Source organism: Bacillus sp. FSL K6-3431, from assembly GCF_038002605.1.
Taxonomy (GTDB): Bacteria; Bacillota; Bacilli; order Bacillales; family Bacillaceae_C; genus Lederbergia.
Map to the genome: position 1 here is coordinate 1,019,915 of NZ_JBBOCT010000001.1, position 23,321 is coordinate 1,043,235.

Genomic DNA, 23,321 nt, shown 5'->3' on the forward strand with positions numbered 1-23,321 from the left:
ATAAGCTGTATAACCGAATCGTTCTAATTACTTCGTAGTAGGATTATCTAGTTTCTTACCACCTACTTTAGTTTTCTTTATATTTTTCACAGCCTGTTTGCCAAGCCGGTCTTCAAGCTGCTGTAAATATAAACTTTTTGGCTTAACATGCTTTCCATAGCTTTCCCAATACCCTTGCTCACGAGGACGAAGATCACCCTCACGCGGCCAATCACCTAAGTTAACGGTACCTACATGTCCAATGGAATAATTTTGTGCCGTCGGAGGTTGTTGTAACGTAAGTTCACCTTCTGTGTTCCACGCAACATAATTTGCCCCAGACCAGCCATGCCCAGTTCCGTACCACGCGCGGTCCTGAATAGAAATAGGTGCTTTTACATTGTCAAAAAGCCCACCGACTGACCATCTGTGATGTGGTTCACTCGTTGTGTAATTTTTTTCACTCACACTGTCAAGAAAGACATTCGGTCCAGCTACGCGGCTATCAACTAAAAAAGCATGTCTTGCCGTTTCAGCATATACACGTTGGGCCAGTAGCAATTGCCCACCGTATTTATAAGCGTACCTGCGACTTCCCGTAATAACACTAACCATGTCCAACGATTTGGTGTCCTGAATCGTAACCCACTTGGAGGTTTTTCCAACATCGACAAGACTATACGATAAATGTAGTCCGATCACATCACGCACCCATGCATTTTTTACATTATCCATCTTTACAAATGTTTGTGCATGGTTTTCGTCTGCATAGTAGGTTTCACCACCTTGTTCTTTCGTCACACTAGGATCGAACTCGGTGTCGACACGAAGATTCTCCACTCCAACATTTTCGATGCGGTAGTCATCATATTTTATAATCTCTCCCCCACCCCATCTCTCTTCAATAGAATTAGCCAAAGGAGCATCTACAGTAACAATACTTCCTTTAATACCCGTAATCACACGGTCGAAATCCAAATTGAACGGAGACCATTGTACTGTCCCGTCAGGATCAGCCCCAGGACGTGGTATAATTTGGTCCATATCAATTTCATGAATCCAGTGCTCGTTCCCATATCTGCGAACAATGATCTCATCGCCTACCTGAAATGCACTTGGATTCTCAACATGAAAGGAACGTGAACCGACTGGAACGAATAATTCCGTAATATCAGTTGTTATATTTTCAAGCGGATCCAATGGCAAACCTTTAAATTCTAAAATATTCCTCTTTTTAATTCCTGTTGCTAGCAGTACGGTGTCATCTTTGGCCTGTCCTTTTCCTCGTAATACAACACCACTCGCTTGAATTTGTAGCGTACCACTAATCTCATAGGTTCCTTTATCTAGTACGACAGCGCCTCGGAAAGCATTATCCAAGATTGGCATCGCAGATACTTGATCAATAGCCTCTTGAATTCTGGCTGTATCGTCCCCTTCTCCTGGTTTAATGACGACTGTAGCTTGTATATTAGGGATTTTAACTCCTCCGCCTTTATAGCCACTGTTTGAAAAGTCAAGAATTTGATTTCCTTTAAAATCCGGAACGTATTCTAATTTCTTATCCTTTCCGTAATAGACTACCTGGCTCTCATTGCCGCCGATTTCTGATGAATCAATAACTGTAAAATAAAAGCGATCATGTAAAATAGGTTGACCACTAAAACTGAATTCTAAATGGATTTCGTAATGTCCTGATTCTTTAACCTGTCCTGAAAATGTAAGTTGCTCTTGACTGCCTTCGAGAAGATTCGTTTCAGTTAGATTTTGAATTACCATGCCATCACGGATAAGTTCGCCTGTAACGGATCCTTCCGCGTGAGGGTCCAGTTGGATGGAAGGAATTGTATCACCAGCTCCCAATATGGCTGGCTCCCCGATTTCAATCGTCATTTTGTCATGCAACAATGCTGTATCCACAAGCCATTTTTCCGGGTTTCTTACCTGAATGAACAGTGAGGTAGACTTTCTTACCTCTCCAGAAATAACAACAGCTGTAATTTTCGCTACACCGTCTGCCATACTTTTTACAGTTCCTTCTGAATCAACTATCGCTACCTCAGGATTACTACTTTCCAAGGTAATTTTTGCTTCTGAAAGATCTGTTTCATTACCATCCATCAATGTGCCTTTTACTTCTAAATAACGATTTTCACCGGGAAGAGACTGAATCGTTGCATTTTCGGGATATTTAAGTTGCTCGACATCCACAAAATACACACTGTCAATACTTAATTCATCAGCGAGATATAGTCCACCTCCCGAAAGTAAAGTGCTCATTAATAAAATTGCTGCAACAAGAACAGTCATTTTACCTTTTACATGTCTCAACAGCATTTCCTCCTTTACATTTTTAATAGACTTTCGAAAACATCCCCAATCTTATAATCCAATTGTAACTTTTCGAATCTTCATAATAATACTACCACTTTAAATCTATAAAATTTGTTGTCCTATTTGCAGAAAATGTTGCTCTATTATTATTTAAAGCAAGGCGTTGGTAACTAGCACAAATAACCATATACAGGATCACTTTATTTTTCTATAATAAAAACCCGTTCATTTTGAACTGGTTTATTAATGATCCTTGAAATTAGGAACTAATAGTATTAAATTAAACGCTGCAAAATAAAATGCGCTTTGTTTAAATATTATTTGAATATATGAAACAGGCTGTGACTAAACAATAAAATTGCTTTTAATAACATAACGATCAAAGGAGAATGTTACAATTCAATAATAAACCATATCAGCAGACTGGAAAGCACACGTATTCCGGGTTTTCGGAAGAGGCAAACGGAGTAGGAAAAGCTGAAAGAACATAAAGGTGTAAGGGAAGTTCGAAAAATACCCAAGTGACTAAACATAATAAATACGGTTTCTATCAGGAGGATGTATTCCGACTTGGGCATATCATTCATGTAATTAGAATAGGGCAATGAATATAGGTTGAGAGGCGGGTCGAAAATTCCTTTCAGTTTTGTAATATCTACAAAACAATTTTTCCATGACTCATGAAAGATAGATGCAATGCACGTACACCTCCTACATTACATTTTTAAAAGATCTGATTTACCACATTTACTCATGATACGATTTACATTCCTAACCAAAATGTGATTTTTATATTTTAGGGATTTTAAGAGTTTTAAGAGTAGATGATTAATTATTAACAGCCATTCGTCCAAGTGGGCCATTTTCATCAATGATATCCTGTAAATCAAATACGGAGATTGGAAACATAGGGAAACCAAAAACATAAGGAGTTATTTCATATAGCTGGAAATAGATAACAAGAACTTTATCCGCAATATAAAAGTCTTGATCGGGACGAATCGCTGTGAAACCATCGAGGAGCAGGATATTACGCTGTTTAATTTGATAATCAATTAAGCTCGAGAGTCTTTGGACATAGTCACTTCCGGGCCTAAATAGGTCTTTAAGTTCGCTAATCCTCCCCTTTTGCAGATCAAACGTTAAAGACTTTATATACGTCATACCATGGGCTGCATGATAATGGTAGGTGTAATTGGAAAGTGAAAGACTTAAAACTTGACGCTGGTTGTTTTTAATTTCATATAAACCTAGCATTTCTTCCACTGTTGTCGGCATATTCCCAACTTGTTCGTTTATGAGCTGCTGGGTTTGATACACAATCGTACTATTAATGCTTCTTTCTAAATCTTGATTTCGCACGCCACAAACTTGAGGATAAAAAACTATCTTATCCTGCTCACTACTAATTTCAGCCGTTTTAATGCCTACTGGAAACTTATTAAGCATATTTTCCCATCCTCTAATACTTTTTATCTCATTGTATTCTTAATAAGGGTTATTGTGTGCGGAAGGCAAATGCTGATATTCCACCAAACTAGTTAATTTCACATAAATTAAGAGGATATTATTTAGAAGGATCGTTGTCTGTATTACGATAATTATTATCATTATGTTGAAACCTCTGACAAACTTGACTATTTTATAAGACAGTTAGCAGAAGGATTTTTGGGCCACCATCTTTAGGAGGAACATCCCCAAGTCCAATGGTCCACCACCTGCATTTTCGGCGCCCGATTGGTTATATTCCTTTTCAAAAAGTTCGCGAATTAAATGCTCAAAATCTTTCCAGCCAATCCAAATATAATCGTAATGAATACGATTTGTAATGCGTTTTTTATATAAATTTTCCATGTGATGTTTTAGCACATTAAATCTTTGCCAATATTAACGGATTTGTGTTTATCCAAAAGAGTTGTAATCATTTAACAGAAGGGTTTTATACTGATAAAGAGATTAAAAAAACACCCTTCGTCCAAAACGAAGGGTGGTGATATGTTAGGTATCGCTTTCTGCTTTTGAAGCATTCAAATGCAGCGCTATTTTTAGGATTTGATAGTTATCCATTTCTAAAACTGTCAAAAGATGACCTTCATGTTCAATAGCATCCTCTAAATTAACATTCATATTTTTAAGTTGGACCCAACCACCAATGGTATCAACATCTTCAATCTCTTTAAATGTTAATCCGAAACGTTCCTCTAAATCAGAAAGTAAAACTCGGCCACTGATATAGTAGAGATCCTCGCTTTTTTGTTGGATATCTGGTACTTCATCTACATCGAACTCATCACGAATTTCTCCAACTATTTCTTCTAATATATCTTCCATCGTAATCATACCCGCTGTTCCACCATATTCATCGATGACAAGAGCTATATGAACGCGTTCTTTTTGCATCTTAACAAGTGCATCTTGTAATGGTGTAATTTCATGGATATGTGGCATTTCTTGGAGACTTTCTTTTAATGGTTTGCTACGACCAACAGCATTATCGGTCAACATTTTTTTTACATTAACATAACCAAGCATCTGGTCTTTATCCCCATCGTCCGTGACTGGGTATCGTGTATATTGATGGTTATCTAGGATGGGCAAAATCTGATCTGTATTCATAGATTGGGATAATGTCACCATTTGTGTACGAGGAACCATAATATCTTTCGCAACACGCTCATCAAAAGTAAAGATATTCCTCATGTATGATAATTCAGTTTGATTAATTTCACCACTTTGAAAACTTTGTGCCATAATAATTTTCAATTCATCTTCTGAGTGGGCTTGCTCATGATCAGCCGGTTTAACCCCGAATATTCGAAGTAAAACTCTAGCAGAACCATTTAAAGACCAAATCAAAGGGTACATAATTTTTCCAAACCAGTAAAGAGGAACAGCTAATAATAATGTCATTTTTTCCGCGAATTGAATGGCCAATGTTTTTGGTGCCAATTCTCCTATTACTACATGCAAATAGGTCATTAACGACAACGCCACAGCTAAAGAGACAACTGTAGACAGAGCATCAGGCATTCCTAAATCATGTAAGACCGGGTGAAGAATCCTCTCAACTGTAGGTTCTCCTAAAAATCCAAGCCCTAAAGCCGTAACTGTAATTCCTAATTGACATGCAGATAAGTAATAGTCTAGATCATCTACTAACTTTTTTGCAATAATTGCTTTTTTATTACCTTCTAAGATTAATTGGTCTATCCTAGACATTCTTACTTTTACTACCGCAAATTCCGCCCCTACGAAAAAAGCCGTAAGTGCAATTAAAAACGCCACTAGGATTAAATTAATAATAATGGTTATATCCAATACTGGCCCCGAGTAAATGGGGCCTCACCTCCGAATTTTTTAAAATAACATTCCAAGCTGTACTAAAACAGCCAGTTGATTTCCTATTTGCTGAGAAATAAGTTTTTTCTCTTCTGGTGAAGCATCTCTCATTGTTTCTTCCAACTGAGATAATCTTTTCTGTAGACTATCAATATCTGCTTGAACATCACGTATCATTTTTTCTTTAGATGGAAGATTAACAGTTTGAATAGAAGCTTTAATTTCCTCAAGAGACAACCGTTGTTTTTTTAACAATTTGATACGTTCAATTGTTTGAAGGACTTCTTGTCCATACAGTCGATAATTAGATGCAGATCGGCTATACTCAAGCAATCCGTTTCGTGTATAGTAATCAATGGTTCGCAGAGACAATCCACTAATCTTTGCAACTTGACCTATACGAAGTAAAGACTCCCCAAGAATCATCCCTCCTACATTACTTTGATTTTAATAACATAACACATGAATATATTAAGTGTACAGTTGAACGTTATGGTTTAGGAAAGTTTATTATATTTTATGTACATTTTGCTACAAAAATAAAAAAGCTGTAGATTATAAACTAAATAACTGAACTATCGCACCTAAACACATGATGGGTTTAAGTAACTTTAATACTTAAAGGTATTGAAATATAATAATTGCTTCAGTTCCATTAACGATCTATCTACATCTTTATTTGGATAGGCTACACTTAGTTGGACAATAAAAATAAGGGCGAGTAGAATAATACACAACTAGTGAGGAGGGGAGAATCTACCATGCCTAAAAAAAGACGTACCTTTTCAACCGAGTTTAAAAAACAAGTGGTGGCTTTATATGAAAATGAAAAAAGCCGTCAAGTAATTGTAAGCGAATATGAATTAACTGCTTCTGCATTAGACAGATGGATTGCTCCATTCCAACAGTCTGGATCTTATCAAGAGAAAGATAATCGAAGCCCTGAAGAACAAGAATGGATGAAGTTAAGAAAAAGAAATAAGCAGCTAGAAATGGAAGTCGATATTTTAAAGCAAGGCGCGCTGATCTGGGACAAACATAGAAGCGATAGATAGAAATCGTCACAAATATTCGGTATCAGCGATGTGTAAAGTCCTACAAATAACTCATAGTACATTCTACCTATCAGTCTTTGCTCACTGACTACCGCTAGTTCATGTCCATCTATCATACCTACCCTACTATGTCCCTTAGGGTTGAATTTATGAAATTGATTCAGTCAATATAAAAAAAAGAAATGTAAGATTAAGATATTAATATTTAAATATCGAATACATTAAAGGATTACTAACAGTTTCAATGTCAGTGCGCTAATACGGATTGGCAATTATCCCCTAGATTGCAACAGAAGAAAAAGTCTTTCATCAGTTAAGTAAAATGATGAAAGACTTCCTCCCTTAGTAAGTTTTTCTATTGTTTTTTATCTTATGGGCCAATCAAGCCTGCCCACTAAAAGCTTTGTGAATATGGATTAAGTCACCTTCTTACATCGTGCCGCCCATAATGTATATATTATATATAAATTAATACTAATGGTTTTAATAGTTATTACATTCATCCTTCACTAGCCACTACAATCTGTTGAGGAAGCGGACTTCTGCCCTTAGCTGTTAAAACTTAAAACAGTTCCCGTGCCAATAATCGATAAACATTTAAGCGTTTCTCTTGTGAATGTGGGATGCTACAAATCACTGCTTCATCAAATCCATAGTGAGCTTGCTCTTCCTGTAATAATGTTGCGATTTCATTTACTTCTCCCACTAAATGAATTTTACGATTTTCTTTAATGATCATGCGGTCCATTTCTGTCAATGGATAATCACGGGCTTCTTCCGGTGTCAAAACTGGCTCAATCCTGCCTCTCATAAACAGTAAACGCCAAATATCTTGAGGCTTTGCTTCAAATTCAGCTTCTTCTTTTGTTTCTGCTGTTGTCACCATATAGGTAACATTGATTTGCGGTTTCTCCATAAAAGCTGAAGGTTGAAAGTTCTTTTTATATGTAGCTAAAATTTCTTTGGTCATTTCTCCATTGAAAAACTGTGCAAAAGAATATCCTACGCCCCTACGCCCAGCTTGAATAGCACTATTGCCTGTCGAACCCAATAGCCAAGCTTCTGGCAAAATAACTTGGGACGGTGTAGCGATTGTTTTACTATATAAACCATCTTCAGGTACTTCGTCGCTGATCAACTGCAGTGCCGTATTAAATTTTTCATACATATTGTTAATCATCGGTTGGCGCCCTTCAGATAAAGCATAAATGGAGTGGTTGTCCCCACCAGGAGCGCGACCTACACCAAAATCAATCCGGCCCGGTGAAAATGCACTTAACGTTTTAAACACCTCAGCTAGTTTTAATGGAGAATAATGCATCATCATCACTCCCCCGGTGCCGATCCGAATATTTCTCGTTTTAGCAGCTAAATGAGCTACCGTCACTTCAGGAGCTGAACTAGCAAAATCATTTGTTCCATGATGTTCTGCCAACCACATTCGATGATAGCCTAACTCATCTCCCAAAATAGCCAATTCCTCCGCCTTTTTCAAAGCATCCACAGCTTTATTTCCCTTCGTAATGGGGGCTTGATCCAATATACTTAATTTCACTTTTTAAACATCCTTCCAATTAGCTTATTCTGTTAGCAAATCGACTTTTTATAATAATTTCAATTCAGGTTGAGTAATGACATATGGTTTACGCACCTTACTATTAGATAATAATCATTAGTATGCTAATGACTTTTTTATAAAAAAGCTGAGATTAGGAAATATTCTCAGCCATTTTTTTCAAAAGCTTTTTTAACAATAATCGTTCATCTGTTGACATTCCATCCATTAACTTATCCTGCTGCTTTCTCCAAACTTTCTCAATCGGCCCCTTTATATCTTGACCTTTAGCAGTTAAATAAACCCTGTTTACCCTGCCATCAATTTCATCACGCTGTCGGTAAATTAAACCGTAACTTTCCAATGCTTTTACCATGTTTGCGACAGTTGGCGGTTCACAGTTCAAACGATCGCTTAGTTGGATCTGAGTAACGCCATCTTCTCTCCATAATCGGCATAATAACTGATCTTGACCAACATGTAGATTTAGTTGACGCAACATTTCTGAATAATTTCTACGCATTTGGGTTGATATTTCATCAAGAATTTCCCGAATTTCATCTTCAATCAAAAGCCCACCTTCTTTCAAAAATAACTAGGTAGCATGCTAATCATATGGGTATTTCATTTATAATTCAAGTAATTAGTTATACCCCGTCAAACAAATCAGGACATTAAGCAATCCACGCCGCTCTTCTTCCTTATAATACTAAATTATTTATAGTCGACATATGCTTCGATCGATCGATCGAACAAGTAAATCGCATCTGAGTCAATGTCTATGAGCTCTCCTTTAGGATAAGGGGCTCAATTTTGAATAGATCATTCATTTTATAAGTAATTACTTAACAATTCGCAAGCTAGATGCCCCCATAGTTAACAACTTATCTTTTAAAAATGAGAAAAAGCCACTCAGTGGTTTATCAATCTGGTGAATGGCTTTTTCCTGTATAGATTAATATAAGGTGAAACTACAATCAGAGGGGAGCTTACTTGCCTTTAGTATGGAATCAATTTTGACAACAAACGCTATGCCTAAGTTACTTCTGCCCTTGATATCCTACTTAATAATCAAACCAATACCGCTGATAGTTCTTTTGCTACAGCTTCCACTTTCGCTAAACCTTCAGCAATAATTGCTTCTGCTTGATCTGGTGCTGCTGCATGGCCTTCAATGATAACTTCATTGATGATCTCCATACCGAAAACTCCGCCAACAACGTTTTTAATATAGTTAGCAGCCATTTCCATTGGTGCTGCATCTGGTGTTGAATATATACCACCACGAGCATTGAGAATAACAGCCTTCTTGTCAGTCATTAATTGTACTGCTTGGCCATTTTCGTCATATTTGAATGTGAAACCAGCTTGGTATACATAGTCGATGAATGTTTGTAATTTTGCTGGAATCGTTAAGTTCCATAATGGGAATGCGAATACAACGATATCTGCTGCTGTTAATGCATCCATTGCTTTTTGTTTGGCAGCTAAAATGCGTTGTTCAATATCTGTCATTTCTTCACCAGATTGCACTTTACCGAAAGCGTTGAATAAATCTTGTCCAAAGTAAGGCATATCTTCTGCAAATACATCGTAAGTTGTTACGTTTACACCTTCTATATTATTCATGAAAGATTCATACATCTGACTTGATACAGCCTCTGAAGCTGGGCGGTTATTTGCTTTTACTACTAATACGTTCATTTTGTAAATCTCCTTCTGTAATCATTGTTGTAACTATCTAGAATTCATACTATATGAATTACAGATAAACGTCAACAAATTCGATCGTCATCTTTTATAAAATAGATCTTGATTTTCTGCTTCTGATATTAAACGACATTAATGTTTTTTATTTGCCAACTTTCGTTATTCTTATAATTATAATTGTTTCATACCTTCATTATAAAAGAGGTCCACGTTGTTACTAAAAAGCGTTTCCGTCCAAAGATTAGGTTACATACGATTACATAATATTCCATTGCTTCCTTGATTATTTCCGAAAGTGAACAACGCTGAAAAAGGCTCTGGAACATTCTCCAAAGCCTCTTCACCTTCATTTAATTTATGATAAAACCTTATTCATACTCCCACTCTTATAACCGATTAAATCCAGTGCAATATATTTATATCCAAAGTCTTGAAGTCTTTTCGATATACGTTCGCGATTATCCAAGACGATCTGCATATCGTCTAGCTCTACTTCTATTCTCGCCACTTCTTCATGTGTTCTCACTCGTACTTGGCGAATATCGAGGGACTTCAGAAAGGCTTCTGCTTTTTCTACTTTTGTTAACTTTTCTTTCGTTATTCTTTCTCCATATGCAATCCGGGAAGATAAACAAGCAAATGATGGTTTATCCCATGTCGGTAAATCCCTTACACGTGAAAGCTCTCTTATTTCATCTTTATATAGATTAGCTTCAAGTAAAGGACCTCGTACGCCTTGTTCTTTAGCAGCCTGCATTCCTGGACGATATTCACTCAGATCATCTGCAATAACCCCGTATACGATGTTCTCGAATCCCTTTTTCTGCATAATAGGGATCAAATGATCAAATAAGCTACTTCTGCAAAAATAACAGCGATTTTTATCATTTTCTGTATAGCCTGGAATCGCTAATTCAGAAGTTTCAATGACTTGATGATGGACCCCAATCAATTGCGCTAATTCCCTTGCTTCAATAAGTTCACTTGTTGGATACGTTTCGGAATCCGCTGTCACAGCTAATACATTGTCTTTTCCTAAAGTATCAACAGCAGCTTTTAATAAGAATGTACTATCCACCCCTCCAGAAAATGCTACGACTACCTTCTGCATTTCTTGGAGAATGGAAGTTAACCTTTCATACTTTTTTTGGATAATACTCCTACCACCTTTCGTAAGATTGGTAACTTAGATCCTTTTAAACATATTTTTAAACAAACAAACTTAGAAGTAAAACAAACGCAAGGCCACATACGGAAATGAGTGTTTCAAGCACGGTCCAAGTTCCGAATGTTTCTTTCATTGTTAAGCCAAATGATTCTTTTACAATCCAGAAGCCAGTATCGTTCACGTGCGAAGCAATGATACTACCAGCGCCAGTTGCTAACACCATCAATTCAACATTCACACCTGTACCAGCCATCAACGGAATAACTAAACCTGCTGTCGTCAAGGCAGCTACTGTCGCAGATCCTTGTGCAACTCTCATTAAAGCAGCGATTAGCCAAGCCAAGATCAACGGTGATATTGTACTGCCTGCAAAAATTTGAGCAACGCTGTCGCCCACGCCACCATCAATCAATACTTGTTTAAGCGAGCCACCAGCACCAAGAATAAGTAACATCATTCCGATTGCTGCGATTGAACTCTCCGCAGATTTCATCAGTTGTTTCATCGGGATTTTCCTTGCAGTACCCATTGTAATCAATGCAAGTAATACAGAAAGTAACATAACAGTAGTAGGAGCACCGATCAATGCAATTAGGTCAAAGAACCGGTTCCCTGATACTCCCATTGCATCTTCTACTAAAACAAAAACCGTTGAGAAAGCCATTAAAATAACTGGGAATAAAGCGGTGAAGGCACTAATACCAAATCCCGGTGTATCTTCTAATTTAAACTGTTTTGCATCACCTATAGACGTCATACTACCAGATGGTTCTCTCTCAAAAGCTGATGGTACCAATTTCCTTGCAATTTTTGCAAATAAAGGTCCCGCTATAATCACTGTTGGAATAGCAATAATAAAACCATAAAGTAATACTAATCCTACATTCGCTCCGTATTGTTGGGCAATCACGGTTGGACCAGGATGTGGCGGTAAAAATGCATGTGTTACTGATAATGCTGTTGCCATTGGTAGACCTAACCATAAAAATGATATTTTTAATTGCTTAGAAATTTGATATACAATTGGAATTAATAATACAAGCCCAACTTCAAAAAACAATGCGATACCAAGAATGAATCCAGCAGTAACAACTGCCCATTGTATTCTCTTCTCGCCGAACTTATCAATTAATGTCATTGCGATACGTTGAGCGCCACCCGCATCCGCAATCAATTTACCTAGGATTGCTCCAAGTCCAAAGACTAATGCAATACCTCCTAGTGTATTTCCCATACCTGCTTGAATCGTTTCAACAATTTCATTAAACGGCATTCCTAAAGCAAATGCGATTAGGAATGAAACAACAATCAGTGAAATAAATGTATTCATATTAAATTTCATGATTAATATGAGTAAAACAATAATACCTAAAGCGACTATTACTAATGGCATGGCTTTCATTCTCCCTTATGTGTTTATTTCCCAGATGCACTTCTTATAACCTTGTCGTTCTTGAACATCCGAACATTAGTTAAATCAAATTCATTAGCTATCTTTGTACACTTTTATTGCATAATAAGTCCTTTATTCAAACTCAATCACTGCTTTTCGTACTAATTGAGGATTTTCTTCTACAAAAGTAAAAGCTTCTTTTACCTTACTTAACGGAAATTTATGAGTAATTAAACCATTATGCGTTAATTTCTTTTCATTTATAAGCTCGACAACTTTACCAAATTGATTTGTTTGCAGTCTCGAACCTGTAATAGTTAATTCCTTTTTCGTTATGAGCATTTGTGCGATGGATGATGGTGTTGCATTGAAACCTAATAAAACAACATTACCTGCAACAGAAGCTACCTTCATACTTAATTCAAATGTTTGTGGCATACCAACCGCATCAATGACCACATTTGCACCCTCATCGTTTGTTATTTCATTTATTTTACTTTCTATATCTACTTCAGATGGATTAATTGTATAGTCTGCACCATTTTCTTTTGCAAATACCAATCTTTCATTTGTAAAATCGGATATAATAACGGTTGCACCGCGGAGCTTAGCCATTTTCAAAACCGTGATACCTATTGGACCAGCACCTTGGATAAATACAGTTTGTCCTTCTTGAACATTACCTCTCCATGTAGCTTGAGCACCAATTGTATAGGGTTCAGCCATTACCGCTTCATCCCAATCAATCTCAGGATCTACTTTATGCACTTGTCCTTCTGATAGAATAGCAAATTCCCTCATTCCACCATCTTCATGTACACCAAATACAGAAACTTCTTTACATACATTTGGTCTTCCGCTTTTACATGCATAACATTCACCACAATAGGTGATTGGTTCAATAACCACATGGTCACCAACAGCTACTTTATTCACATTTGTACCGATTTCTATTATTTCACCAGCTACTTCATGTCCGACAATTCTCGGATATGTGGCAAGAGGATTTGTTCCGTGATAAATATGCATATCTGAACCGCAGATACCAACTCTTTTTATTTTTACTTTTACTTCATTGGCTTGTTCTATTCTTGATTCTGGTACATCCAATACTTCTATTTTATTTGCTTCAGGAATTCTAATTGCTTTCATATTCTCCACTCCTCATAAGATTAAATTTGTTTATTTCAAATTACCATTTCCTAAACCGATGCTTATCAGCTTCATAACTCCGCTTTCAACTGGCCCACGAAAGGCAGTATGCGGTTTCACTCTGTTCAGGACTACAATCCCATCAGCTTCTGAAGCAAACTTGTCCACGTATGTTTCATCATAATTCCTATACACAATTTCCCACCAAAACAAATGATAGAATCGGTAAATCGTTGTAATCCTTTTCATATTCAGCTGCCACTTTAGTTTGAAAAGCAAATAACCATATGAAAAATATTAATTTATTATTCTTTATATTGCGGGAGATTGCTAGATTAATTTTTACTCCTCCAAATATTATTATAAGGAATATCCATAGTAGCGCTTTCTTGATTGTGATATGTAACATTTCACACTTCACATTTATAGAATACATTCTTTTAACTTAGTCGTCAATACTTATGTGGTTACAATTTTTTATTACTCACTTAAAGACTAAGGTAGTTTTCTTTTTAACAAAACAATTATATAATTATAACTATTCGTAAAAACGAAACTATCTAAGCGTCTGTAACATGTTTCATGTTATATTACATAGAATTCTATCCTAACCGATTGTTAAGTAATTATGTTATTGTAAAAAAGGAGAAAAGGAGTTATTGCAACATGTCTAAAATAGAAACTTCTCTACTAACTAAACAGGTTTATGATGTTCTACGTGGAAAAATTATCGGCCGCGAATATACACCTGGTAATAAACTGGATATTCATAAATTAGCAGAAGAATTTGGGGTAAGTCGTTCTCCCGTTAAGGACGCAATCAATCAACTTGTTCATGACGGACTAATCGAAATCATTCCTCGTAAAGGTACATACGTAACTCAATTAAATTTTACCGAGTTTATAGAAGTATTGGATGCACGTTTAATGATAGAAATGTGGGCTGCTCAGCAAGTAATGCAAAAAATATCTGATGAAAAAATAGATGAATGGGGTCAAATTGTTCAAGAAATGGATTCGTTACTTGAAGTTACCCCCTTTCCATTTGAAATGTATAGTAAGTTAGATATGAAATTCCATACGAATTTAATTGATTGGTTAGTAAATAATAAGATTAAAGAAATATATTCCTCGTTAAATACACATGTATCTTTATCTCGTATTGTCCACTCTACTTCACTAGAGAGCACAATAAAAAGACATAGAGATCACTGGTGTTTATATGAAGCAATGAAAGATCGTAATTTGCCTACTTTTTTAGGCACATTGACATTGCACATTGAAAGTTTAAAAACAGAAGCTAAACTGCGATGGGATGAAGTGGTGAAATAAATAGATAGCATGTTATTTTAATCCTCAACACCCTCAAAGAAAACATTTCTATATTCTGTGGAAATGTTTTTTTTCGTATTTTTTTGAAGAAAAGATCGTCAATACTGCCTAGCCTTTTCCTATTAATTTTTGCTTCCCATGATCTGACAAGAATTTTTTTTTAGCTTTTCAATTACAAATAACTTTGTCCTATTTCTTTAAATTGTTTTCTTAACATTGCACTCATGATTTCAATATCTAGTAGTCTCCCTATTAATTCCTTCCGTATATTGTATTACCAGATTATCGGCTTCTTCATTTACTAGAAGAAACTCCTCCTTGCCTTTTTGCTGTATTATCTCTAGTTTTGTCTAATCCCTTTTATTAGAGATATGTATCCTATAAAATAGAAAATAAGGAACAGGGGGTCATTTTTATGTCTAAACTGGATGAGTTTTTAATATTTATTAGGGAATTAGGCAAGTTGCAAGACGAATATTATCGTTCTCCAGATCATTTAAAAGCTATAATTCTAGAGGATATTTCTCTCCTAATCAGTGCTATCACGCCTCAAATTGAACAATCTGATATTTCAAATTCAACTTAATCTTTATCTAGATCAAATTTAGTTTTACATGGTGACAACATAAAATGAATTTCTTCTAGTCTTTATACTTGAATCAAGCCCTGTACATTATTTTCACTTACTGAGTGATTTGTTGTGTAAGAAAATCACATAAATGCTTTATTCAAGATCACCCAACCACCTTTTTCCCCTATATATTAATCAAAACGACCATTTAATTGCCTTGTCCGCTTATCCCTAGCTCGTTTCACCTCATCGTGCATAATATGTAGTAACCTACTGAAAGGTGGTGGTGTTCATGGGATTCTGTGGTGGCGGTTATGGAAATGGTTCCGGAGGCGGATATGGCGGAATTAATTCATTTGCTTTAATCGTTGTGCTTTTCATTTTACTAATTATTATCGGCGCATCATATCTCTAATAGTTACCAGTTACCCTATATTTCTATAGCTAGTTTCAATTCATAACCCATATCTTACATTTACCACACCTCAAAGAGCGCTTAGCCAGGCGCTCTTCATTTCTTCCTTGCCTTCAAAGCCAAGTACTTTCAGCTTTTTGTATATTTTTAGCTATCGCCCTTTACATGACGATGAGTCTTCTCGTTCTATTTAAAGATGCTTTTTTGATTTAGGAAGCATATTGGACACGCCCTTATTAAGGTCGGTTCTAAAAAATACTCTAAATTCTTTATAGATAGATTGACTAGAAGCTAGTAGATCTGTTATTTCATTTTAAAAGAATTTGCTCTAGATAACTGTTCTCTACATTCTATGATGATTTTCTGCCTACCACAAAATAAATTAAATTAAATAAATCCTCCTAATCATTACTGGGTATACTGCACAACATCGATCCCTACTGATTATCCATTCTGTATTTCCCAATATGAAGATATCCTATATAACGAATCTTGATGATAGGTCAGTTTTTACTTACGTGTATTTTTGCTTTTAATCAACTGCAATTCCTTATTATGAGGTTTAACATCTATTTTCCTGTTCATCTATTCATTGCTCACTACGTTTATGGTTAATACACTATTTTCCCCTTGTCCTAGCTCGTTTTCCCATAGCGTGCATAAACTGAATAAACCATTCGAAAGGTGGTGAACTTTATGGGATGCTTTGGCGGTGGCTGTGGTTATGGCGGCTACGGTGGTGGATATGAAGGCGGTGGCTATGGCAGAGGAAATTCTTTCGCTTTAATTGTTGTCCTTTTCATCCTGCTAATTATTGTCGGCGCAGCATATATAAATTAGTTAGTAGTTAGCTCCGATCACGTCCAGATCTTAAAGAAAATTCATTCGAGCTTTTTATCTGACATCACTTATGAAGGGCGCTTTCGCTAGGCGCTCTTTTAATATTTGTTTTCTTAACGTACGTGATTACAACAATCCTACCACATAATATACTATGGTTACGGGGAAATATCATACTTACTTAATCTAAGAGATTGCGTAATAAGGTGGAGGAAATAGGAAATTTCTTTTTTACCTGCCACCGCCATGGCTATTTTCTCCGCCTTTTCTTCCTGCTTCTTCTTTACTCATTTTGTATTTATAATAAATCCATTGTTTTAATACGATTGAAAACAATGACATTTAATTGACTCTTTTGTATAAAAACAGTTTCTATCCTCATTGTTCTTCTGCCATCTGCTGTCTCCCAAGACCTTCAAACGCTAATATACCTATCATCGGCACATAAGCATTATTATTCACCTTTCGCTATTCGTAATTTCCCGCTTAGCATATCGTCTTCCCTTTATCATAAACATTTTACGCACCCTCTTGACCCTCTAATCTATAAAAAGTCGCTAAAAAGTGTGTGATTATTTCTTTTCGTTATTTTTCTCATCGTAAATGGACCCAAACGTTGCGCCAATTGCTATACCTAACACTATTCCTAAACCAATATGGTTGAAAATCGTGAGACCACCAACACTCCCTAATGCAATGCCAATTGATATTCCGAAAGTGGTTCCATTCATGTTCCCCTTATGGGATTTGTGAATTTTATTCATACTAAAACAACTCCTCTTCTTCATATATAAATGATATTATTAAGCAAACCTTTTTATCACTGAGCAATCTGAAAAAACTTGACCATAAGACAGTTGATAGTCTTTTTTAGAACCAAAGGTAATCCTAAACAGCTTTTCATAATGGAAAGGATTGTAGTTCATTTAGGAATTTGGATTACACTTCTGAAGGGTATTTAACTATACAAGAATCGCTCCAATTCATAGCCCAGTCAGCACCGGGATATTTATTATGCGATAATATGATATAAAAAATATCTTTCTTTAACTAACTAAGAATACTTAAACAATATAGTAAATTAAGTAGTATATTTTTTTGGGAGATGGTGGTTCCATTTTGAGAAAATGGGTTAAATTAATTTTTAGTATTTTGTGCTTACTTGGGTTCATATTAATTTATACGAAGTTTTTTTATCCTCCTTTACCAATAACTTCTGTTTCCAAATCAGAAGTTATTAATATGGTAAAAAAATCGAAATGAAATATCGTTCAAATTTGAGAGGAAGATAGTTACCAGTGGTATATATCAGAAATGAAACAAGGAAAAGCATATGAAAATCTAAAAAAATTGATGGAAGATAAAGGTTGGTTTTTTAAAGAACAAGTGGATTCGGGCTTTGTTTTTCAAAGTGAACAAGGCGAAATCACAGTTCTTAGTAAGATATGGACTAAAAACTATATGATTTTTCATTTTCCAAAAGATATTTATTAACTCTCATTCACCTAACGGGCGCATATCAACTAAGTAACGGTTAGCCGGTTTAATAGGAATAATTTTAGTAAATATAAAGGGCTGTGATTGTGCACAAGAAAGTGGGAATGACTTGTGAAACGTAGAATCGAGATATTCTCATCAGAAAATATTTCAATTGAATATTCAATTATCGGTAAAGGAGAACCCATATTTATCATGCATGGGGGTCATTCAAACTGTAAAGAAGAATTCGGTTATAATGCATTAGTAGAAAATGGTTTCTCAATAATCACACCTTCAAGAGCTGGGTATGGAGAAACATCTCTAGAAGTTGGAAAAAGTCTATCAATTGCCTGTCAGTATTATTTGAAATTAATAAATCATCTAAAAATCGAAAAAGTCCACCTACTTGCTATTTCTGCAGGAGGTCCTAGTGGGCTTTATTTTGCTTCAAAATATCCAGAGCTTGTTTGTACACTTACATTGCAATCTGCTGTTACGACAAAATGGCTTTCACAGAATGATAAAGAATACAAAGCTGTGAGGATTTTATTTCATCCAAAAACTGAAAAATACACATGGAATTTAATTTCTTCCATGAATAATATTTTCCCTCGGTTTATTTTTAAACAAATGTTTCCTTCATTCAGTAAACTAAAGTTTGATGAAGCAAGAGATAAAATGAATAAGAGCGATATAGAAGCTATTAGAAAGATGAATAATAGGCAACGGTCAGGATATGGATTCTTTATAGACTTAGCACAAGTAAATGATATAAATATTGAAGATTTACAGGCTGTTACTTGTCCAACTCTTATAATGCATAGTAAACATGATGGTTCTGTACCTTTAGAACATCCATATTATGCTTATAAAAACATACCTTCTTCAGAACTTTGTCTACTTGAATCATGGGGACATTTAATTTGGCTTGGTAAGTCGTCAAATGAAACAGATGAAAACATTATTAAATTTCTAAAATCATATAAAATATAGGTAGTCCCTTTCCTTTGATTTTTGTAAAGTGCGTTTTAATGGGGGCGGACAGAATTTCTTCATATAATCATTGATCACCCCATTAAGATAAAAACCGCCGGAGCCCAACATCCCCGACGTTCCATTTCTTAATATATCGACATATATTCTCTTTCCCATGGATGTACTTGGGATCTAAATCTGTACCTATAAAAATAGAACAATTTGAATGAAATAAACGTTATTTTATCAAGCTTTTTGTTATCTTTTCAAAATGAAATTAAACAGAATCATTGGTCTTGTTGGTCAAACCCGCTCTCATGAACGCGGCTTTTCTTATTGCACATCAACAATTATATTAACGCTAATTTTAACACGATCAATCTCTCCTGTATCAAGATCAATCATTTTGGTTCCAGCATTTATTCCTGTTACCACACCTGTAAACTTCTGGTATTTACTATTACGAAATGTTGTTATAGTAATTGGTGATTCAAATTCATATGCTTCTGAAATCCTCTCTCCAATTTAAATGTAATCTTCTTCTGTAAGTTTTGGTGTAGCTTTAGATTCTTTTGTCGCTTTCTTCGACTTTGGTACAGCTAACATAATTATCGTTCCCTTAAAACATTCGTTCCTATCAAGTTACGAACATTTATTCTTGATGAAGGCTGATATTTCATATAAAATTAGGGAATCATTAAGATTCGGCATATCCCGAATCCCAACAAAAGATAGAGATATTATTGAGCAAGCCATGTATTTACCTATGCTCTTAACTGTTTTGAATAAGATTTAGAAGTTGTAGAGAAAAGCCCATTTAAAATTAATGGTCCTTACATTGCATTAATAGAATCTACAATGAATGCCGTTCAAAAGGATTTAGCCGCAGTAAAAAAGTTATAGGTACAAAAATAAGATTAAAGTAGAACGCATTAAATCAGATGATACTTTTACGATGTATATATTTTCAAATGAAGAGAACATAACTACTTTAATCCTAGATTACTTAATCAAGTGGAGGAATTGTTAATTACTATTTGAATAAGCGCCATAACGAGAAATAAAAAAGCCCCCTCAGTTATGAGGAGACTATTGCAAAAGCGGATCTAGGAGGATACATCTATTATTGCTCATGCTATTTTTCTTATACCTATCCAGACTTTGCTTATGAGATAATATAATATAAAAATATCTTTGTTCAACGAAACTGGCGGGTTAGTTCAATACTATATCAGGAATAATTAAATTCCGGTGACTAAACTCCAAACTGTTTTAAATGGTGGTCAAGATGCTTGTAGATTCCTTTTCCCCATTGCTCAGAAGAAAATTTTCCAAAAAAAGGATGCGGGTGACTTGTACAAGCCTCTGGTCCATTGTTTTGGAATGTTTTAATTTTTTGTTTTAGTTTTTCTCTTTCTATTTCAAAATATTTTTTATCTGCTATTAAAATGGTTGGAATAGTAGACATATTATGTGCTAAAGGCTTGTCATTATAAAAAATGGGTTTTGCAATTCTACCTACTAATAGCCCTAACCAACCTCTTGGGGGTAAAGTATATCCCATAGAGATATCTTGAAAAGATGAGCAATGAGCTAACATTTGGGCGACATCCATTTTTCCCCATTTTGGTTGTGAATTTACGCTTAAATTGTCGATACGTTTTAATATTTCATCTGTATGCAAAAGCTCAAAAATATTATTCATTAGAATAACTCCTTTAGTTTTGTTGATTTAAACCAATAAAGGGACTTGTTGATTTAATGTACATTTCAACGTCAACGCTATTTTATCCTTCTTTAGCAAAAGAAGGATAGTGAAAGATACCTGGTAGTTGGATGTGCAAACTTAAAATTAGTGTTACACTATTCCGTAAATAAAAGTTTAAATTTAAGGTGGCAAAATGATGTTATCTGAAGATATACTTAAATCATTTAATGTAAACGGTGAAATTATTCCATTAAAGGGTGGTCAGAATACATCGGTAAGAGTGAATAATGCTGTATTAAAGCCAGTAGAAGGCGTGCTACACTCTGAGCAATTATTTACTATTATTGATAGTATTAATCCTCAAGGTTATAGGTTGTCAAAACCTATTAAAAGTAATAAAGGCACTTTTGTTACAGAAGGTTGGGGGTGTGCAACTTTTGAACGTGGTCGGGAGGTCTACGGTCAAATTAAAGAGAAACTTCATGTAGCAAGATTATTTCATCATGATTTAGCTAATATCAAATATAAATACTTTTCTCAAGTAGATAACCCTTGGTCAAAGGCCCATCGTATTGCGTGGCAAGAAAATGAATTATCGGAGGAAATACATACAGAAGCAAGAAAAATAATAAAGAATTTACTTGAAAAAGTACAACTAAAAGAGCGATATAAACTGCAAATTGTCCATAGTGATTTGGCTGGAAACATTCTTTTTGATGATGTATTACCGCCTCTTATCATTGATTTCTCCCCAACAGTTGCACCAGTTGAATATGCTGAAGCCATAATAGTATGTGATTGTATTGCGTGGCAAGGAAGTAAAATTAGTGAAATTGATTTGCTTCCCGACAATAAAGAAATGTTCATAAGAGCTGTAGTATTCCGATTAGTAGTAGGAGCTATATTTTCAGGAGAAAACTTCAATAGATTTATTGATGAATATTATTTATTTAAACAAATTTTAGATTATATAGAATCGGATTCTTACTCAACTAAAGGGTGCAATAGTTAAGCAGGTGATCAAAGTAGGGTCGCCTTTTTCTTTTGGTCAAAATCCTAATAATATTTTTAGAATATTATGTTAGTATTGAGGTAGAAGTGACAGTTTAATAAGCAGTAGAACTTTACTCATTATTTTTAAAATGAGAGGTGTGGTTATGTCAATAATTATTAGTAAACATGGGCACCGATTAGATAATTTCGTGGAGGCTTCAAGTGAATCTGAATTACTTGATATCGGAAGTATTAGTGGTGGAAATGCCGTTTTAATGCATAAAGATATGCTAATTGTCTGATGGATAGGTCGCTCCCTTAGGCAAACTATGCACGAATTTTTTCTTTTACAAAATATTTTAACTATACAAACTCCTCACTGATTTAAGCACTACAATAGAGTTTCTATACTAATTTTCAATAGGAGGAGCAAAGTCATGAATGAATTTTATAAGGCCATTACGTAGTTTATGACCCAATCATTTAACTATAAGGGAGATTCAAGAAGCAAGTAAAAACTCGGAATACGGAGCTGGAACATTTCATTTAAACTCTAAATCAGTTCGCTTTAGAGTTGCCAAGATAACTCCCACTAAATGTGGTCTATTTGTTGTTTTTTGGGAAAAAGATGAAAACAATAAAAATCAACCATTTTCTTACTCTGAATCTCCTGATTTATTAGTCATCAATACTTTTACTAATAACCATTTTGGACAATTCATCTTCCTAAAAGAAGTTCTTGCTAAACGATACATTCTTAAAACAGATGATAAAAACGGAAAAATGGCAATTAGAGTTTATCCTAGTTGGGATACCCCACTAACAAGCAAGCTGTAGCAACACAAAAATGGCAGTTATGATATTTTATTGATATGAGCGATACAAATCAGTTACCAATATAAGAAATATTAAAACTTTATTCTCAATAAAAGCCAAATCCGCAAAAAAAGCAACCCATCCACATAATGGATAGGTCGCTTTTAGTTATTATTAATCCAAGTCAGCGCTGGGCTTTTTCTTACTCAAATTCCTTAGTAGCGATCATCTCTACGTTCTCTGCATCGGCATTCGAAATCACGGTCACGTCTGCGGTCACGGTCACGGTCACGGTCACGGTCACGGTCACGATCTCGATCTCTATCATGGTCACAATGATGTTCACGTTCTCCTCTTACTTCTCTACATTCACAAATTAACCTTTCCCGTCGTCTCCGTCTACGGTCGTCTCTTTCTCCGCCAACAAAATCATGTTCAAAACACATACACTCATCGCCCCTTAATATTATTAAAGTCGGCCGACCTTAATAAATAATATATTGTTAA

25 protein-coding genes and 2 pseudogenes are annotated in these 23,321 nt (G+C 35.2%); 10 read left to right on the forward strand and 17 right to left on the reverse strand.

All coding sequences use genetic code 11. The annotated features are described in order from the left end of the window. Positions 1 to 27 precede the first annotated feature (27 nt). From MHB53_RS05160 to MHB53_RS05180, 5 genes are all read right to left on the reverse strand, one after another. Complete coding sequence (locus MHB53_RS05160) at positions 28 to 2,310, reverse strand: Ig-like domain-containing protein (RefSeq protein WP_340916076.1); 2,283 nt, start codon at positions 2,308 to 2,310, stop codon at positions 28 to 30. Between the two features lie 831 nt (positions 2,311 to 3,141). Then, positions 3,142 to 3,762, reverse strand: a complete 621-nt coding sequence (locus tag MHB53_RS05165; RefSeq protein WP_340916077.1) for a DUF3298 and DUF4163 domain-containing protein — start codon at positions 3,760 to 3,762, stop codon at positions 3,142 to 3,144. Between the two features lie 204 nt (positions 3,763 to 3,966). Then, on the reverse strand, positions 3,967 to 4,167 hold the full coding sequence (locus MHB53_RS05170) for a hypothetical protein (protein WP_340916078.1): 201 nt from the start codon (positions 4,165 to 4,167) through the stop codon (positions 3,967 to 3,969). Positions 4,168 to 4,311: 144 nt separating this feature from the next. Then, positions 4,312 to 5,631, reverse strand: coding sequence for a hemolysin family protein (locus tag MHB53_RS05175; RefSeq protein ID WP_340916079.1), 1,320 nt, complete (start codon positions 5,629 to 5,631; stop codon positions 4,312 to 4,314). Between the two features lie 39 nt (positions 5,632 to 5,670). Further along, positions 5,671 to 6,078 (reverse strand): MerR family transcriptional regulator, encoded by a 408-nt coding sequence (locus MHB53_RS05180; RefSeq protein ID WP_340916081.1) that lies wholly within the window; start codon positions 6,076 to 6,078, stop codon positions 5,671 to 5,673. A gap of 335 nt (positions 6,079 to 6,413) precedes the next feature. Here MHB53_RS05180 and MHB53_RS05185 point away from each other — a divergent pair, with 335 nt between their 5' ends. Further along, positions 6,414 to 6,707 carry a transposase gene (locus tag MHB53_RS05185; RefSeq protein WP_340916083.1) on the forward strand — a complete coding sequence of 98 codons (294 nt, stop codon included), beginning with the start codon at positions 6,414 to 6,416 and terminating at the stop codon, positions 6,705 to 6,707. Positions 6,708 to 7,269: 562 nt separating this feature from the next. Here the strand turns inward: MHB53_RS05185 and MHB53_RS05190 are convergent. The 7 genes from MHB53_RS05190 to MHB53_RS05220 all read right to left on the reverse strand — a co-directional run bounded on the left by MHB53_RS05190 (position 7,270) and on the right by MHB53_RS05220 (position 13,934). Next, positions 7,270 to 8,262 carry an LLM class flavin-dependent oxidoreductase gene (locus tag MHB53_RS05190; protein WP_340916084.1) on the reverse strand — a complete coding sequence of 331 codons (993 nt, stop codon included), beginning with the start codon at positions 8,260 to 8,262 and terminating at the stop codon, positions 7,270 to 7,272. Between the two features lie 154 nt (positions 8,263 to 8,416). Next, positions 8,417 to 8,833, reverse strand: coding sequence for a MarR family winged helix-turn-helix transcriptional regulator (locus MHB53_RS05195; RefSeq protein WP_340916085.1), 417 nt, complete (start codon positions 8,831 to 8,833; stop codon positions 8,417 to 8,419). Between the two features lie 500 nt (positions 8,834 to 9,333). Then, entirely contained in the window at positions 9,334 to 9,966 is a 633-nt protein-coding gene (locus tag MHB53_RS05200; protein WP_340916087.1) for an FMN-dependent NADH-azoreductase, read from the reverse strand. Between the two features lie 361 nt (positions 9,967 to 10,327). Next, on the reverse strand, positions 10,328 to 11,128 hold the full coding sequence (gene larE, locus MHB53_RS05205; protein WP_340924485.1) for an ATP-dependent sacrificial sulfur transferase LarE: 801 nt from the start codon (positions 11,126 to 11,128) through the stop codon (positions 10,328 to 10,330). Between the two features lie 52 nt (positions 11,129 to 11,180). Then, a complete protein-coding gene (locus MHB53_RS05210; RefSeq protein WP_340916088.1) occupies positions 11,181 to 12,533 on the reverse strand; it encodes a gluconate:H+ symporter in 1,353 nt (450 codons plus the stop codon). Between the two features lie 132 nt (positions 12,534 to 12,665). Further along, positions 12,666 to 13,685 carry a zinc-binding alcohol dehydrogenase family protein gene (locus tag MHB53_RS05215; RefSeq protein WP_340916089.1) on the reverse strand — a complete coding sequence of 340 codons (1,020 nt, stop codon included), beginning with the start codon at positions 13,683 to 13,685 and terminating at the stop codon, positions 12,666 to 12,668. A gap of 30 nt (positions 13,686 to 13,715) precedes the next feature. Next, positions 13,716 to 13,934, reverse strand: coding sequence for a hypothetical protein (locus MHB53_RS05220; RefSeq protein WP_340916090.1), 219 nt, complete (start codon positions 13,932 to 13,934; stop codon positions 13,716 to 13,718). 417 nt (positions 13,935 to 14,351) lie between these two features. On the opposite strand from MHB53_RS05220, the gene MHB53_RS05225 reads away from it, so the two are divergent. The 4 genes and pseudogenes from MHB53_RS05225 to MHB53_RS26265 all read left to right on the forward strand — a co-directional run. Continuing rightward, a complete protein-coding gene (locus MHB53_RS05225) occupies positions 14,352 to 15,017 on the forward strand; it encodes a GntR family transcriptional regulator (protein ID WP_340916091.1) in 666 nt (221 codons plus the stop codon). Positions 15,018 to 15,432: 415 nt separating this feature from the next. Then, entirely contained in the window at positions 15,433 to 15,603 is a 171-nt protein-coding gene (locus MHB53_RS05230; protein ID WP_340916092.1) for a hypothetical protein, read from the forward strand. Positions 15,604 to 15,880: 277 nt separating this feature from the next. Further along, positions 15,881 to 16,003, forward strand: coding sequence for a YjcZ family sporulation protein (locus MHB53_RS05235; protein ID WP_340916093.1), 123 nt, complete (start codon positions 15,881 to 15,883; stop codon positions 16,001 to 16,003). 753 nt (positions 16,004 to 16,756) lie between these two features. Next, positions 16,757 to 16,843, forward strand: a pseudogene (locus tag MHB53_RS26265) (YjcZ family sporulation protein); the annotation flags it as partial. 231 nt (positions 16,844 to 17,074) lie between these two features. Here MHB53_RS26265 and MHB53_RS26270 read toward each other — a convergent pair. Further along, positions 17,075 to 17,185, reverse strand: a complete 111-nt coding sequence (locus tag MHB53_RS26270; RefSeq protein ID WP_445661398.1) for a general stress protein — start codon at positions 17,183 to 17,185, stop codon at positions 17,075 to 17,077. A gap of 230 nt (positions 17,186 to 17,415) precedes the next feature. Further along, the gene (locus MHB53_RS05245) at positions 17,416 to 17,607 is read right to left on the reverse strand and encodes a glycine zipper family protein (RefSeq protein ID WP_340916097.1); all 192 of its coding nucleotides are present in this window, start codon (positions 17,605 to 17,607) and stop codon (positions 17,416 to 17,418) included. A gap of 550 nt (positions 17,608 to 18,157) precedes the next feature. Between MHB53_RS05245 and MHB53_RS05250 the strand changes: the two genes are divergently transcribed. Together MHB53_RS05250 and MHB53_RS05255 are read left to right on the forward strand one after the other, a co-directional pair. After that, a complete protein-coding gene (locus MHB53_RS05250; protein WP_340916098.1) occupies positions 18,158 to 18,337 on the forward strand; it encodes a hypothetical protein in 180 nt (59 codons plus the stop codon). Positions 18,338 to 18,451: 114 nt separating this feature from the next. Beyond that, positions 18,452 to 19,315: an alpha/beta fold hydrolase gene (locus MHB53_RS05255; protein ID WP_340916099.1), complete on the forward strand. Its 864-nt coding sequence runs from the start codon at positions 18,452 to 18,454 to the stop codon at positions 19,313 to 19,315. A gap of 315 nt (positions 19,316 to 19,630) precedes the next feature. Here the strand turns inward: MHB53_RS05255 and MHB53_RS26275 are convergent, their stop codons facing one another. Next, positions 19,631 to 19,822, reverse strand: coding sequence for a YolD-like family protein (locus MHB53_RS26275; RefSeq protein WP_445661499.1), 192 nt, complete (start codon positions 19,820 to 19,822; stop codon positions 19,631 to 19,633). 730 nt (positions 19,823 to 20,552) lie between these two features. Continuing rightward, on the reverse strand, positions 20,553 to 21,002 hold the full coding sequence (locus tag MHB53_RS05260; RefSeq protein WP_340916100.1) for a DUF1569 domain-containing protein: 450 nt from the start codon (positions 21,000 to 21,002) through the stop codon (positions 20,553 to 20,555). A gap of 199 nt (positions 21,003 to 21,201) precedes the next feature. Between MHB53_RS05260 and MHB53_RS05265 the strand changes: the two genes are divergently transcribed. The 3 genes and pseudogenes from MHB53_RS05265 to MHB53_RS05275 form a co-directional block, all read left to right on the forward strand. Further along, entirely contained in the window at positions 21,202 to 22,017 is an 816-nt protein-coding gene (locus MHB53_RS05265; RefSeq protein WP_340916101.1) for a hypothetical protein, read from the forward strand. Between the two features lie 145 nt (positions 22,018 to 22,162). After that, a complete protein-coding gene (locus MHB53_RS05270) occupies positions 22,163 to 22,300 on the forward strand; it encodes a hypothetical protein (RefSeq protein ID WP_340916103.1) in 138 nt (45 codons plus the stop codon). 172 nt (positions 22,301 to 22,472) lie between these two features. Further along, a pseudogene (locus tag MHB53_RS05275) lies at positions 22,473 to 22,900 on the forward strand (MepB family protein); the annotation flags it as partial. A 129-nt stretch (positions 22,901 to 23,029) separates the two neighbouring features. On the opposite strand, the gene MHB53_RS05280 reads toward MHB53_RS05275, so the two are convergent. Beyond that, a complete protein-coding gene (locus tag MHB53_RS05280; protein WP_340916104.1) occupies positions 23,030 to 23,260 on the reverse strand; it encodes a hypothetical protein in 231 nt (76 codons plus the stop codon). Between the last annotated feature and the right edge of the window lie 61 nt (positions 23,261 to 23,321).

Bases quoted from the DNA above. Each gene is read 5' to 3' on its own strand.
- MHB53_RS05165 (WP_340916077.1), bottom strand. From the start codon at position 3,762: ATGCTTAATAAGTTTCCAGTAGGCATTAAAACGGCTGAAATTAGTAGT.
- MHB53_RS05170 (WP_340916078.1), bottom strand. From the start codon at position 4,167: ATGGAAAATTTATATAAAAAACGCATTACAAATCGTATTCATTACGAT.
- MHB53_RS05180 (WP_340916081.1), bottom strand. From the start codon at position 6,078: ATGATTCTTGGGGAGTCTTTACTTCGTATAGGTCAAGTTGCAAAGATT.
- MHB53_RS05185 (WP_340916083.1), top strand. From the start codon at position 6,414: ATGCCTAAAAAAAGACGTACCTTTTCAACCGAGTTTAAAAAACAAGTG.
- MHB53_RS05200 (WP_340916087.1), bottom strand. From the start codon at position 9,966: ATGAACGTATTAGTAGTAAAAGCAAATAACCGCCCAGCTTCAGAGGCT.
- MHB53_RS05210 (WP_340916088.1), bottom strand. From the start codon at position 12,533: ATGCCATTAGTAATAGTCGCTTTAGGTATTATTGTTTTACTCATATTA.
- MHB53_RS05215 (WP_340916089.1), bottom strand. From the start codon at position 13,685: ATGAAAGCAATTAGAATTCCTGAAGCAAATAAAATAGAAGTATTGGAT.
- MHB53_RS05220 (WP_340916090.1), bottom strand. From the start codon at position 13,934: ATGAAAAGGATTACAACGATTTACCGATTCTATCATTTGTTTTGGTGG.
- MHB53_RS05225 (WP_340916091.1), top strand. From the start codon at position 14,352: ATGTCTAAAATAGAAACTTCTCTACTAACTAAACAGGTTTATGATGTT.
- MHB53_RS05230 (WP_340916092.1), top strand. From the start codon at position 15,433: ATGTCTAAACTGGATGAGTTTTTAATATTTATTAGGGAATTAGGCAAG.
- MHB53_RS05235 (WP_340916093.1), top strand. From the start codon at position 15,881: ATGGGATTCTGTGGTGGCGGTTATGGAAATGGTTCCGGAGGCGGATAT.
- MHB53_RS26270 (WP_445661398.1), bottom strand. From the start codon at position 17,185: ATGTCATTGTTTTCAATCGTATTAAAACAATGGATTTATTATAAATAC.
- MHB53_RS05245 (WP_340916097.1), bottom strand. From the start codon at position 17,607: ATGAATAAAATTCACAAATCCCATAAGGGGAACATGAATGGAACCACT.
- MHB53_RS05250 (WP_340916098.1), top strand. From the start codon at position 18,158: ATGAAACAAGGAAAAGCATATGAAAATCTAAAAAAATTGATGGAAGAT.
- MHB53_RS05260 (WP_340916100.1), bottom strand. From the start codon at position 21,002: ATGAATAATATTTTTGAGCTTTTGCATACAGATGAAATATTAAAACGT.
- MHB53_RS05265 (WP_340916101.1), top strand. From the start codon at position 21,202: ATGTTATCTGAAGATATACTTAAATCATTTAATGTAAACGGTGAAATT.
- MHB53_RS05270 (WP_340916103.1), top strand. From the start codon at position 22,163: ATGTCAATAATTATTAGTAAACATGGGCACCGATTAGATAATTTCGTG.
- MHB53_RS05280 (WP_340916104.1), bottom strand. From the start codon at position 23,260: ATGTGTTTTGAACATGATTTTGTTGGCGGAGAAAGAGACGACCGTAGA.